Annotated in this window: 9 protein-coding genes, 1 rRNA gene and 3 pseudogenes (1 of these 13 cut by a window edge); 3 read left to right on the forward strand and 10 right to left on the reverse strand. The window is 38.0% G+C overall.

Translation table 11 applies throughout. The features are described 5' to 3' along the window. From ACZ5XR_RS29045 to ftsH, 7 genes and pseudogenes are all read right to left on the reverse strand, one after another. Positions 1 to 1,385 (reverse strand): 16S ribosomal RNA (locus ACZ5XR_RS29045); it reaches 165 nt to the left of the window's first position. Between the two features lie 371 nt (positions 1,386 to 1,756). Then, positions 1,757 to 2,302, reverse strand: coding sequence for a hypothetical protein (locus ACZ5XR_RS29050; RefSeq protein ID WP_464502773.1), 546 nt, complete (start codon positions 2,300 to 2,302; stop codon positions 1,757 to 1,759). Between the two features lie 335 nt (positions 2,303 to 2,637). Continuing rightward, positions 2,638 to 2,724 carry a YjcZ family sporulation protein gene (locus tag ACZ5XR_RS29055; protein ID WP_464502829.1) on the reverse strand — a complete coding sequence of 29 codons (87 nt, stop codon included), beginning with the start codon at positions 2,722 to 2,724 and terminating at the stop codon, positions 2,638 to 2,640. A 52-nt stretch (positions 2,725 to 2,776) separates the two neighbouring features. Continuing rightward, a pseudogene (locus ACZ5XR_RS29060) lies at positions 2,777 to 2,848 on the reverse strand (YjcZ family sporulation protein); the annotation flags it as partial. Between the two features lie 1,260 nt (positions 2,849 to 4,108). Then, positions 4,109 to 4,308: pseudogene (locus ACZ5XR_RS29065) on the reverse strand (cold-shock protein). A 217-nt stretch (positions 4,309 to 4,525) separates the two neighbouring features. Further along, positions 4,526 to 6,289 (reverse strand): helicase-related protein, encoded by a 1,764-nt coding sequence (locus ACZ5XR_RS29070; protein WP_464502774.1) that lies wholly within the window; start codon positions 6,287 to 6,289, stop codon positions 4,526 to 4,528. A 374-nt stretch (positions 6,290 to 6,663) separates the two neighbouring features. After that, on the reverse strand, positions 6,664 to 8,499 hold the full coding sequence (ftsH, locus tag ACZ5XR_RS29075) for an ATP-dependent zinc metalloprotease FtsH (protein ID WP_464502775.1): 1,836 nt from the start codon (positions 8,497 to 8,499) through the stop codon (positions 6,664 to 6,666). A gap of 481 nt (positions 8,500 to 8,980) precedes the next feature. On the opposite strand from ftsH, the gene ACZ5XR_RS29080 reads away from it, so the two are divergent. Further along, entirely contained in the window at positions 8,981 to 9,277 is a 297-nt protein-coding gene (locus tag ACZ5XR_RS29080; protein ID WP_464502776.1) for a hypothetical protein, read from the forward strand. A 203-nt stretch (positions 9,278 to 9,480) separates the two neighbouring features. Here the strand turns inward: ACZ5XR_RS29080 and ACZ5XR_RS29085 are convergent, their stop codons facing one another. Both ACZ5XR_RS29085 and ACZ5XR_RS29090 read right to left on the reverse strand, forming a co-directional pair. Continuing rightward, on the reverse strand, positions 9,481 to 9,690 hold the full coding sequence (locus ACZ5XR_RS29085; protein WP_464502777.1) for a hypothetical protein: 210 nt from the start codon (positions 9,688 to 9,690) through the stop codon (positions 9,481 to 9,483). Positions 9,691 to 9,831: 141 nt separating this feature from the next. Continuing rightward, the gene (locus ACZ5XR_RS29090; RefSeq protein WP_464502778.1) at positions 9,832 to 10,014 is read right to left on the reverse strand and encodes a hypothetical protein; all 183 of its coding nucleotides are present in this window, start codon (positions 10,012 to 10,014) and stop codon (positions 9,832 to 9,834) included. Between the two features lie 699 nt (positions 10,015 to 10,713). Here ACZ5XR_RS29090 and hmpA point away from each other — a divergent pair. Then, positions 10,714 to 11,928: pseudogene (gene hmpA, locus ACZ5XR_RS29095) on the forward strand (NO-inducible flavohemoprotein). Between the two features lie 342 nt (positions 11,929 to 12,270). Then, positions 12,271 to 12,450, forward strand: a complete 180-nt coding sequence (locus tag ACZ5XR_RS29100; RefSeq protein ID WP_464502779.1) for a Spo0E family sporulation regulatory protein-aspartic acid phosphatase — start codon at positions 12,271 to 12,273, stop codon at positions 12,448 to 12,450. Between the two features lie 102 nt (positions 12,451 to 12,552). On the opposite strand, the gene ACZ5XR_RS29105 is transcribed toward ACZ5XR_RS29100, so the two are convergent. Beyond that, complete coding sequence (locus ACZ5XR_RS29105; protein WP_464502780.1) at positions 12,553 to 12,783, reverse strand: hypothetical protein; 231 nt, start codon at positions 12,781 to 12,783, stop codon at positions 12,553 to 12,555. Positions 12,784 to 12,885 lie beyond the last annotated feature (102 nt).

Here is a 12,885-nt window from a genome sequence, read left to right on the forward strand (position 1 = left end):
TATTCACCGCGGCATGCTGATCCGCGATTACTAGCGATTCCGGCTTCATGTAGGCGAGTTGCAGCCTACAATCCGAACTGAGAATGGTTTTATGGGATTGGCTCAACCTCGCGGTTTTGCAGCCCTTTGTACCATCCATTGTAGCACGTGTGTAGCCCAGGTCATAAGGGGCATGATGATTTGACGTCATCCCCACCTTCCTCCGGTTTGTCACCGGCAGTCACCTTAGAGTGCCCAACTGAATGCTGGCAACTAAGATCAAGGGTTGCGCTCGTTGCGGGACTTAACCCAACATCTCACGACACGAGCTGACGACAACCATGCACCACCTGTCACTCTGTCCCCCGAAGGGGAAAGCCCTATCTCTAGGGTTGTCAGAGGATGTCAAGACCTGGTAAGGTTTTTCGCGTTGCTTCGAATTAAACCACATGCTCCACCGCTTGTGCGGGCCCCCGTCAATTCCTTTGAGTTTCAGCCTTGCGGCCGTACTCCCCAGGCGGAGTGCTTAATGCGTTAGCTGCAGCACTAAAGGGCGGAAACCCTCTAACACTTAGCACTCATCGTTTACGGCGTGGACTACCAGGGTATCTAATCCTGTTTGCTCCCCACGCTTTCGCGCCTCAGCGTCAGTTACAGACCAGAAAGCCGCCTTCGCCACTGGTGTTCCTCCACATCTCTACGCATTTCACCGCTACACGTGGAATTCCGCTTTCCTCTTCTGCACTCAAGTCCCCCAGTTTCCAATGACCCTCCACGGTTGAGCCGTGGGCTTTCACATCAGACTTAAAGGACCGCCTGCGCGCGCTTTACGCCCAATAATTCCGGACAACGCTTGCCACCTACGTATTACCGCGGCTGCTGGCACGTAGTTAGCCGTGGCTTTCTGGTTAGGTACCGTCAAGGTACCGGCAGTGACTCCGGTACTTGTTCTTCCCTAACAACAGAGCTTTACGACCCGAAGGCCTTCATCGCTCACGCGGCGTTGCTCCGTCAGACTTTCGTCCATTGCGGAAGATTCCCTACTGCTGCCTCCCGTAGGAGTCTGGGCCGTGTCTCAGTCCCAGTGTGGCCGATCACCCTCTCAGGTCGGCTACGCATCGTCGCCTTGGTGAGCCGTTACCTCACCAACTAGCTAATGCGCCGCGGGCCCATCTGTAAGTGACAGCCGAAACCGTCTTTCAGCTTTTCCTCATGAGAGGAAAAGGATTATCCGGTATTAGCACCGGTTTCCCGGTGTTATCCCAGTCTTACAGGCAGGTTGCCCACGTGTTACTCACCCGTCCGCCGCTAACCAGCGGGAGCAAGCTCCCATTGATTCGCTCGACTTGCATGTATTAGGCACGCCGCCAGCGTTCGTCCTGAGCCAGGATCAAACTCTCCAAGAAAGTTGATTAGCTCATAAGTTACGTTGGCTTCATTTCACATCGAAATGAATGTTTATAGTTTGTTTACACGTCTTAGTTTGTTTAGTTTTCAAAGAACAAATTTACTGTCAAATCACTATTTAATTTAGCGACAAAAAATATCTTATCATGTTGGTTCATAAATATCAACTAAAAATTACTTTATTCTTAAAAATTTTATTTTCAATTGAACTTTTTATTGAAGCAGCTTTTATAAGGTAACATTTCTGTTTGTTTAGTACAATAATTTTTTTGCCTTATTACCTATTTTACCTTGGAGTTTCTGAATACTACTCCTCAGTTTCGCAATCATTTTAAAACTAGATAGCCTTTTAAGACTATCCAGCCCATTCTTACCTATCTGAATTTAAGAATTTTTTCTTACCCAGGATAACTTTATCCTTTTTCAATCTTTCCTTCTCCTGTTTGCAAAACCCTTCGACTGTAGACTTGCTCCAATAGGGTGTACCAGAAAGTTCAACATCTGCTTTCGGTATTTTCCCTCGACTGTAATACACATTTAATTTACGTTTATCATAATTCAAGCACTGTTCCGATAAGAAATCAGCAAACTGCTTTTGATTAAAATAATGATCCTGCGTTTCTCTAAGAATGGAATTGGTAGGTTTTTGAATTAAATACGTATCCTCATGAAAGAACTGATTCATTAATTCTAACGCGAATTCAAGCCATTCATTATCTAAATGAAGATAAAATAATCCAATATTAAAACTTTCCTGTTGGGGTGCTTCAAAAAACCAGGCTAATTTTAAAAATACAGCTTCAACGTCTGTTAATCCTTTCATTGCTTCTTCCACTGTTACAATGTTTTGATAAGACTTTAATTTACCTTTTAATTTCGGGTACGCTTCAATGATTCGTTTAATTGAGCGTTTCATCTTCTCCCCTCCTGTTGACTTAGTCAACTTGACAATAATTTAAAACGTTGACAAAGTCAACGCATTACCCTTTATAATATTTTTTTAAGCATCATCCAAGAGCAGCGTGAAATGAAGCCGTCTTGTTCGGGAGTCGATTTCGAGACCTTTCTATACTGCCTAGTGCAATAAGGGGTCCAAACAGCTATATGCTGGAAATATGAGCTAAACAAATTTCAACATCAAAAAAGCCGATATTTCCTATGCTAAGAAAATCGACTTTAAATAATGCTGATATTGATAATCGAAAAAAGGACCTCATAAAGGGAATTTTTCCTGCTCCATCTATCTTATTATTAGTAGAACATAAATGTTGTACCAACGATGATAAGAAGGATGAACAATACGACGATTAACGCAAAACTATTTCCTATTCCGTCCATTTATTACACCTCCAGCCTAATCATTCTTTCCGCTAGAACGTGTATTGATTTATTAAAAAACAAAAGAAGTACCAACAATAATTAAAAGGATAAATAATACTACAATTAAAACAAATGTACTTCCTCCGCCGAAACCTCCGCCATAGCCAAAACCGCCGCAGCCGCAGCCTCCGAAGCCTCCTCCGAATCCAAACATACTTATCACCACCTGTTAGAATATCCGAAATAAACAATCACTCTGTATCCTATTTCATAAGACAAGAATTGATTGGACAAACATCATATTGAAAAGGCAAAATATACGATTTGCCTATAAATGCAAAGAAACGTCTGCTTTATAGGCAAACGCTCTTTAAATAAAAGAAGGTAATGTATATGTTGGTGTTACAATGATGGTTGGCAATAATAATATATGTACAAGATAATGAAATGAAATGGACAAGGGCTGACTTTTTAACGAATTAATTCTTGGTCTGTTCTAAAAAATTCCCCCAAATAAGACTTAACTGATTGGGTACTCAAGTTAAATTTTTGTTTTTTGAACATCGCGAATTGTTCAATTTCAGCTTTTTTAATGATGTATCCATATTTTTTGGATCCCTGGTACAACTCAGCTGCAATTTCCCCCCAAAGGATATACTTACGGATCTGCTGTATTAGTAACCATCTTCCTTAGCAAAACACAACGTATCTTCCTTATTACACATAAATTCGCTCATATCAGCAGAATAGAAAAATCAATTTTATGCTAAAAGCTAGATATTATTAAGAAGTTCTGCCAAGCTTATATAATATGTATGCATTAAAGAAAATAAGTAATCGTTTATTATTTAATTATTTTGGTTTCTAGAAAGGGTGAGAAGTATGAGGGAAAGTCTTTTTACTATTGGGGAAAAAGTAAAATTAAAGCCTCCGGTGAATCAGTAACAATCTATAAATGTCAGTATGTTAAAAACATGAAAAGGTACTCTTACATTGTTAATGAATATCTAAATACCTTTTTCTTTGAAGAAGAATTAATTAAAGAATAATAACAATTAATCGTCATTAACTTACAGCAAAGATAAATTTCCTGCAGATGAGTTTGGTGGAAAATTTCCTGTTTACCGCCTTTAAATTAGACTCCAATTTGTCTCAAAAATACATATAAAAAAAATAATGAGAAGTAATCCCTCGATTTAAAGAAATAAAATATAAAAAGAGCGATCCTTCTACCATATATATTATAATGTGGAAATTTCGTAATTGTATGTTGCACTAATTTTATTATTTGATTTGATTTACCGACCTCCATTCCTTACTCACGTGTGAGTGGGGTTTTTATTTTAATAAGTAAATAAAAAAAGACTCTAGAATAAGAGCCTTTCTATATGCATCCTTATAATTAAGCTTTATGAACGTATGAAGCTTGGGATCCACGTTGTCCTTGCTCAACGTCAAAAGTCACAGCTTGACCTTCTTCAAGTGTTTTGTACCCTTCACCTTGTATCGCTGAAAAAGAACGGATTCATCGTCTCCACCTTCACGTTCGATGAATCCGAAGCCTTTTTCACTGTTGAACCATTTTACTTTACCTTTTTCCATTTGTGTTGCCTCCAAGTGTGTAGATACACACAATGTAATACTATCCGCTATCAGTGATGATTAAGACGAAAAGCTTTAATGATGCTATCCTTTACACCGAACAAAAAAAATCTTTTAAAGAATAGATTTTTCGAATGTGTTTGCAAGAAAGCTTATTATTAACTGTTGGATTAGGGCTACGGATACTTAAAAAAAAGTGGTGAGATATAGAATATCCCTATTTGGTTTTTCCAAGTAAAGGAATACTTTCTTTTTTTCGAGGGGACTTGGAAGTATTTTTACGTTTACCATTTCCCCCTTTTCCTCCAAATTCCCTATTCCCTTTATAGTTTCTCCTTTGTTTCTCTTGTACCTTTACTTTAGACTTATTGGAATATCTAGGCGCCTCGGATGTTAGCTCCACAGGAATATACCTCTGTTCCTTCGACAACAATTTCAAGGCAATTGCAACTAACGCTATCGAATCGTATTGTTCGAGCAATTCGTTTGCTGCTTGTTTAAATTGCTTGTATTCCTCCTCTTCAACCAGTTGAATCATCTTTTCTATTGCGGCTCTCTGTATAGACTCTTTTGCCTCTGCTACAGTCGGTATTGATTTACGCTGGATCTTTCCTTTCGAGGCTTTTTCAATACTGTGAATCTGTCCAATTTCCCTCGGTGTAGCAAATGTAATAGCTAACCCCGTCTTACCAGCTCGCCCCGTTCTGCCAATTCGGTGAACATAACTTTCCGGGTCTTGAGGAATGTCAAAATTGTAGACGTGGGTAACCCCCGATACATCAATTCCTCTCGCAGCCACATCGGTCGCAACTAAAATATCAATGTTTCCCTCACGAAATTTATTCATCACCACATCTCGCTGTCGTTGACTTAAATCTCCGTGCAACCCATCAGCAAGATACCCTCTTTTATTCAATGCATCACTTAATTCATCCACGCGTCTTTTTGTTCTTCCAAAAATTACGGCTAATTCCGGGTTATCCACGTCAAGCAAACGGCAAAGAACTTCAAATTTATCTCGTTCATTAACCTCATAAAATATTTGCTTTACCGATGGAGAAGTAACTTCCTTCGCTTTTATCTTTACTAACTCCGGATCATTCATAAACCTTTCCGCAAGATTTTGAATCGGTTTTGGCATTGTTGCAGAGAACAGCAAGGTTTGTTTTTCTTCTGGAGTATCTTTGAGGATTCGTTCGATATCCTCCAGAAAGCTTCTATTTGCTACATCCACACTTGTCGTTTTAATTGCGCCTCCTAAGGCAGCAAACACTGAAAAAGCTCCTGTGTAGGAAAAGGTATTCAGTACATTCTTTCCGTCCGCATAAGCATCCCGAATTTTTCTTCTTACATCTCTTTGATCTAAAAATACACCAACCATGGCACTTTCATTTAAGTAAACAGCAAAGTTTACTCCATTTTCTTTCACGATAATCGGAAATGTTCCTCTTTCTCCTGTTACAAAATCATCATCTTCAATATATTTTCCGCTGACATCAAATCTTTTCTTGTGATAAATGGCTTTATATTTAGTCAATTCTTTTAGCGCATTTATTATATAATCCCGAAAGTGGTAAATTCCTTTGCTGTACCAGTTGATTAAATAGTAGCCATCAAAATATTCAATGGTCAATCCGCCCAAACCATCGCCTTCGCCATTCACTATTCTGAAGGCATTAGTATCTATGCTATTAAAAAACGACTCTCTATACTTGATTGCATCCCTTATTTTGTTCAGAAAAAACCTTTGGTCAATCTGTTCATTCTCGCTTCTGCTTAGAACCCATCCATAACCTTTATTTTGTTTGCCAAAATAGCCTTTTGCTATGAATTTATTCTTTTCATCAACGAGCCGGATTATAGTTCCTTCTTCGGCAGCTTCGTTCAAGTTCAGTATGGCTTCTTTTGATATGAGCGGATAACCGCTTTTATACTTATTTACAAACTTGCCCTTTACCTTAAAAGTGACTTCTTTTTTCATCTTGTTATCCTATCAAAAATTATTTTTTCGCCTTTTAAAAAAAAGGTGGAGTGGAGATCTAAATTTTTGCAGTTGCTTATGGTCCGGTTCACCGTAACATATAAAAATGAGGTTTTAAAAAATTTCTAATCCAAATATCCATTAGTACTTAAATTCGTAAATTTAACAGCTGTAAATAAAAATCGAGAAATGAGTTAGGCCACATTTAGTTTATATTTCTTCCATTTTTAATGGTATAGACAATTTTCGAATCATTTATCCTTTATATTACACTGCCTGACTGTTGACCATGTCTTTCACTAATCCCATTTTTTCCATATTAACAACATAACCATTTGTTGAACTGCCCGTTCCAACCTTCGTAAGTTTAACAATTAGAAATCAGTTTCAACGTGTTTTCCTGAAAGAATCTTCATAAATTCCTCTCCTGTTATAGTTTCCTTTTCTAACAGGTACTTGGTCGATTCATGTAATTTATCAATATTATCCGTTAAGATCTGCTTTGCTTTCTGATGGCAGGATTTAATGATTCTGAGAACCTCCGAATCCACCTTGGAGGCTGTTTCTGCCGATACCAATAGTGTCGTGTCTCCACCTAAATAAGGGTTATTCACTGTTTCTAGACCCATCATATCGAATTCATCACTCATTCCAAACCGAGTTACCATTGATCTGGCTATCTTGGTCGCCTGTTCAATATCATTAGATGCACCAGAAGTTATACTTTTAAAAATAATTTCTTCCGCAGCCCGGCCGCCCATAAAGGTCGTAATTTTATCCAGCGCCTGTTCCTTCGTCATCAGCACTGTTTCCTTTTCATCTACCTGCATCGTATAGCCTAAAGCTCCTGAAGTTCTTGGGATGATTGTTATTTTATGAACAGGTGCCGAATGACTCTGGTTGGCAGCAACCAGTGCATGGCCAATCTCATGATAGGCAATCGTTAATTTGTCTTTCATCGAAATCACGGCATTTTTACGTTGATAGCCCGCAATGACCACCTCTACTGACTCTTCCAAGTCACTTTGGATCACCCTGTTACGGCCAATTCTAACCGCCCTAAGTGCAGCTTCATTGATGATATTGGCTAAGTCGGCCCCTGATGCGCCAGATGTCGCCCGAGCAATGACATTAAAATCTATATCATCCGCTAACTTTACTTTTTTGGCATGAACCTTCAAAATTGATTCTCGCCCTGCTAAATCAGGTAGTTCCACAGGGACTCTCCGGTCAAATCTTCCAGGTCTTAAAAGGGCTTTATCCAGCGTTTCAGGTCGATTGGTAGCTGCAAGGATTACGATGCCTTTATCAGGTTCAAATCCATCCATTTCCGTTAAGAGCTGATTTAATGTCTGCTCACGCTCATCATTACCGCCAGAAATTCCTGAATTACGGCTTTTCCCGATGGCATCGATCTCATCAATAAAGACAATACATGGGGCTTTTGCTTTAGCCTGCTTAAATAAATCTCTGACTCTTGCCGCACCCATGCCAACAAACATCTCAACAAATTCCGAACCGGACATTGAGAAAAACGGTACCTTAGATTCCCCTGCAACTGCCTTTGCCAAAAGGGTCTTCCCTGTGCCTGGAGGCCCCACCAACAAAGCCCCCTTGGGGATATTAGCGCCAATGTCGATATACTTTTTTGAATTATGCAAGAAGTCAACAATTTCCTGGAGCGCCTCCTTGGCTTCATCCTGGCCTGCGACATCAGCAAAGGTGATCCCTGTTTCTGATTCTACATATACTTTTGCATTGCTCTTCCCAAAGGAGAAGGGATTCCCACCGCCTCCCATCATCCCTTTTTGCATTCTTTTCGTCAGCCATTGACCTAGAGCTAAAAAAATCAGTAAAGGGGCTATCCATGTCCAAAAGAAATTGATAAGCGGTGAGTTTTGCATCGGTATTACCTTAGAAAATTTAACATTCTCCTTATGGAGCCGGTCCACTAATCCAGGGTCATTCATAGTTCCTGCCTTAAAGACTACATTGTCATTTTTCAGACCAAAGGTAATATAATCATCTTGAATTTCTACTTGTTTTACTTTTCCTTGATCAACCATTGTTAAAAATGTCCCATAATCTACATCTTTAATTGAATAATGAACTATTGCCGGAAAAACGAAAGTATTTAGAAGCATGATAACAATTAATATCAATATGTAATAATAGATTAGCGGCTTCTTTGGCGGTTTTACTACTTTCATTCTGCTTCCTCACTTAGAATTAAAATTTTGTTTAAATCCTTTAAACTTTCTGTTAAACATGCCTGTTGATTTCCGCTTCAGGCACTCGCTTTCCACGGATGGTCCGGGAGTCTCCCTTGACCCGCTTTTCTCACAGGAAATCGCGCCTTCCAATCCAATCAACATAGTGCCAAAATATACATTGAGCTTTAATCATAGCGTTCCTTTAAATCATTTTTATTTTCTCCTAGTTCATTGAAATTTTTCCATTCCTTTTTACCCTTCCTTATGGAAGAATTTGGATATTTTTACGCGTTTCCTCTTTTAGTCAGCAAGCTAAGAAGGAGATTCCCTAGCCTGCAAAGGCTCTAACCAAACTAAAAAAGAAAAGAAACCGAAAACGCTTTTAAATGTGAAAGGGAGATTCCTCTTGGGGAATCTCCTTTTTTTACAGTAATAAAGTAAATCATCATTCCATAATATCTATTGGGAGATGGTGAATTTGGACGAGTATCAAAGACTTGAAAAAATTATTAAAATTGCAGATGAAATTTCATCTCAAGTTACGGACAAAGATTATGATAATGATATTACTAAACTAAAAAGGGCTTTAGATTTAACTTCCCGGGCATTAGGAATGTTTGCTAAAATAGAAAAGCAAAAACTCGATGGTGAGATTGTTAAACCTAGTTTGACATCTATTGAAGCAAGATTGTGTACTGCAATATATTATGTGATGAATCCTACAAAAGATGGTAAAGTGATTGATTCACCAAAATCATCGAAGAACAGTGAATAGCATCCTTCGGGATGTTTTTTATTTTGGTTTGAAATAAAAATATTAACTTCACTCGTTACGTGCATGTCCCCAAGCATTTATTGGCTCAGTGAGTTATGAAGGTTCACAATTTCTAAATCTCATAAAAATTCTATGCGCATCCTGGCTTACTGTATAACTTGAAGAACACTATGGTGATTCACCCCAATAAAAAATGCATCCAATTATTCGGATGCATACTTAATTATTCCATGTAAATAAACTGAGTATTCTCTCTGTACATATTCTCTTAATTTAATTCTTTTTTCTGCTTCTAATATTCTAACCATTTCTTGAATCTTTTTTTCACTTTCTTTTGTAGTAGGAATCTCTAGTGAAAACAAATTACCTCGACTACTATTTAGTAATTTTTTTAATAACTCAACTTTATTCATTGGATAATCCCCTTTATTTACAATATTCGACATAAAGGCGACTTTTTCCTTGGAACATCTTATATTGTTTTAAGTTTTTCCTACTTTTCATTAAAAAAATTTGATTACAGGTACTATGACAGGCATGGGGTAGCTTTTTTATTAGCTTTTTTTATAACTACCTTTTACCAATTTAATCATATCACGCCCTGATACTTTATCTGTTTCATGATAACCTTCTTCATCACGCAAACTCAAGTTCCAGCTACTATCTTTATCTTCATTTAACCTATATAACTTATTGGTAAAAACATTTGTATAAAAATCTCCATTTTTCAGCCTCATACTATCCCCCTCTCTATGTATATAAACTGTATTATGCCCAAGATATTGACCCGGAGCCATTAGAAATAAGCAGTCTAAAAATCCTCCTAGATATACAGGGGAAAGAGGTGAAAATCAGAGGGTAGGGACAGAGCATGGATAGTTTTGTAAAGTAAGAAGTACGGGCAAAGGAAATTTCCCTTATTCAGCTATCCTGAAAATAAGTTTCTTCAAAAATAGAGAAGTGACAATACTTAAGAAGACCCTGCTCAATAAAAGAGGAGAGTGTTAAATTAGCAAGCCTATAGATTGGATTGACTGGATTAAAGTCAGTATCACTATCCATTTTCATTCTTTGTGGTGCAGCCATGCTGCTCTTTGCACAAAATTTTTTTGCTGTTGCGCTAGTCGCCATTAAGCAAAAAAGTTTTTTTACCCCTTGACCGATTGACTAGCTTTCTTAGCTTCTTGCCGGAAAGGCTCTGGTGCACCGGCTAAATTAGATGGAACTCTGAGTAAATTCACCCGAATGTCACGAATTTGTCACTTTTTTATAAAAAAAATATAAAGAAAGGATGGACATCAATAAATAAAAGAATGAATGCGTTTGCCAAGGGTTTTTGAATATACATTCGTGTGATTTAAATCACACATTCTATGTATAATGCTCCCTATAATAAACCCTATGAAAACAGTAATAACTACAAAGGAGTGTTTGTTTTGTTAGACCAAAAAAGGATTGACCTTGTAAAATCAACTGTCCCGGTTTTGGAGCAACACGGAGAAAAAATTACGACCCGATTTTATCAATTAATGTTTGGGGCACATCCTGAATTACTTAATATATTCAATCATGCAAACCAAAAGCAAGGAAAACAGCAAAGAGCACTTGCAAGTGCTGTATATGCAGCAGCCATGTACATTGATAACCTTGAATCAATCCTTCCAGTCGTTAATCAGATTGCCCAAAAACACCGCAGTTTGGGGATCAAACCGGAACATTACCCGATCGTAGGGAAATATCTAATCCTGGCAATCAAGGATGTACTTGGTGATTCTGCAACGGACGAAATAATTGATGCTTGGACTCAAGCCTATGGAGTAATTGCGGATGCCTTTATAGGTGTTGAGGCAGAAATGTACAACGAAGCAGCCAATCAGAAAGGAGGCTGGGATGTATTCCGTCACTTCATCGTCGACCGCAAAGTAGAAGAAAGTGACGTCATTACATCCTTTTACCTTATACCTGAAAATCACAAAGAAATCGCTGGCTTTCAACCAGGTCAATATATCAGCATTAAGCTGGAAATCCCTGGTGAGGAATAAACCCATATTCGTCAATACAGCCTTTCTGATGCGGCAGGAAAGGGCTATTATCGAATTACCGTAAAGCGCGAAGTTGGTACTGATATTCCAGAAGGCAAGGTGTCAAATTATCTCCATGACCATGTCAATGAGGGAGATGTGCTTAAGATAAGTGCCCCAGCTGGAGACTTTACCCTTGATTTAAAAAAGAAATCACCTGTTGTGCTGTTGAGCGGCGGCGTTGGACTTACTCCGATGATGAGTATGTTAAAAACAGTAGTTGAGGTTCAGCCGGAACGAGAGGTTACATTTATTCATGCCGCACAAAATAGCAGCGTTCATGCGTTAAGAGATGAAGTTGAGTTGATTGAAGAAAGGGAGAACGTAAAATCCTTTGTATTTTATGATTCACCAACAGAAGAAGACCGTAAAAATCATAACTTTGACTTTGAAGGATATATATCTAAAAATTGGCTGAAGGACAATGTGGTCTTTCAAGATGCGGACTTTTATTTCTGTGGTCCCACTCCATTCATGAAAGCAATTTACCGTTCCTTAAAAGAATTGGGAGTAAAAGAAGAGAGAATCCATTTTGAATTCTTCGGTCCAAAGAGTGATTTAGCAGCATAAAGTATTTTAACCCTTTTTTAGATAGTTAGATTAGCAGTCAAAACAGGTTATACCAGTAACTGGTATAACCTGTTTTTCGTCAATATGACCTTATTTGCAGCTCATGTCTTGAGAAGATTAAGTTGTGGTAGCGTCGTCAGTGAAAAAGCGACAGGTACGTTCTGAAAGAAAGGGCACTCGTTCTTTCTATTAGCTCTTGGTTCGTCTATTTATACAATTTTTTGTAATGTTTTAGGGGGTTTTGTCAGATGTATTCCAATTATTTAAAATTTTTCGCATAATAATAATTGCGGAAAAACTCAATTTATCGAATTAAACAGTTAAAGAGAATCAGGGGAATGCATGATGGTTATCGAGATGGAGGAACTAGAGGACCGGATCAATCAGATGAGAAAGATGTTGATCCTAATTGCAGGGAACACTGGGTTAAATAGCAATGACACCCTTTGTTACAGTCAGAAATTAGACGAGCTCATCACGATGTATCAAAAAGGAAAAAATCAGCAACATACAGAAGTTTGATTAAAAGTCCTGTATTTTTACCACTGAATACGGGAATTTTTTTTAGTTTTTTTTTGATGGTTACATAATAATAGTTCCAAGATGGTACCAAACCGTCCTTTATTACGATACATGTTGCGTAAAATGAATAAAATCCTCCAGAGCCTTTTGATCGACGATCTGTTCAAAGTCGCATGGTTGCTCTAATGTAATCCCCCTGTCACTTGCAACTGAAATCAGTAAACCTAATTCATAATACATATTTTTCGTTAATAATCCTTTTTCAATGTTTTTCATCATTTCATCATAAAAAGCAATTAAAAAATCAGTAGGTAACTTTCCATAAAAATCCATATTTACATCTCCCATTTTTAAAAAATGTAGAAAAACCTATTGGACAAACAAGAATCACCTTCCTCCATTATAAATGAGTGATTGTAAAATGTTTGTCGATTT

Source organism: Neobacillus sp. Fa239 (assembly GCF_055395235.1).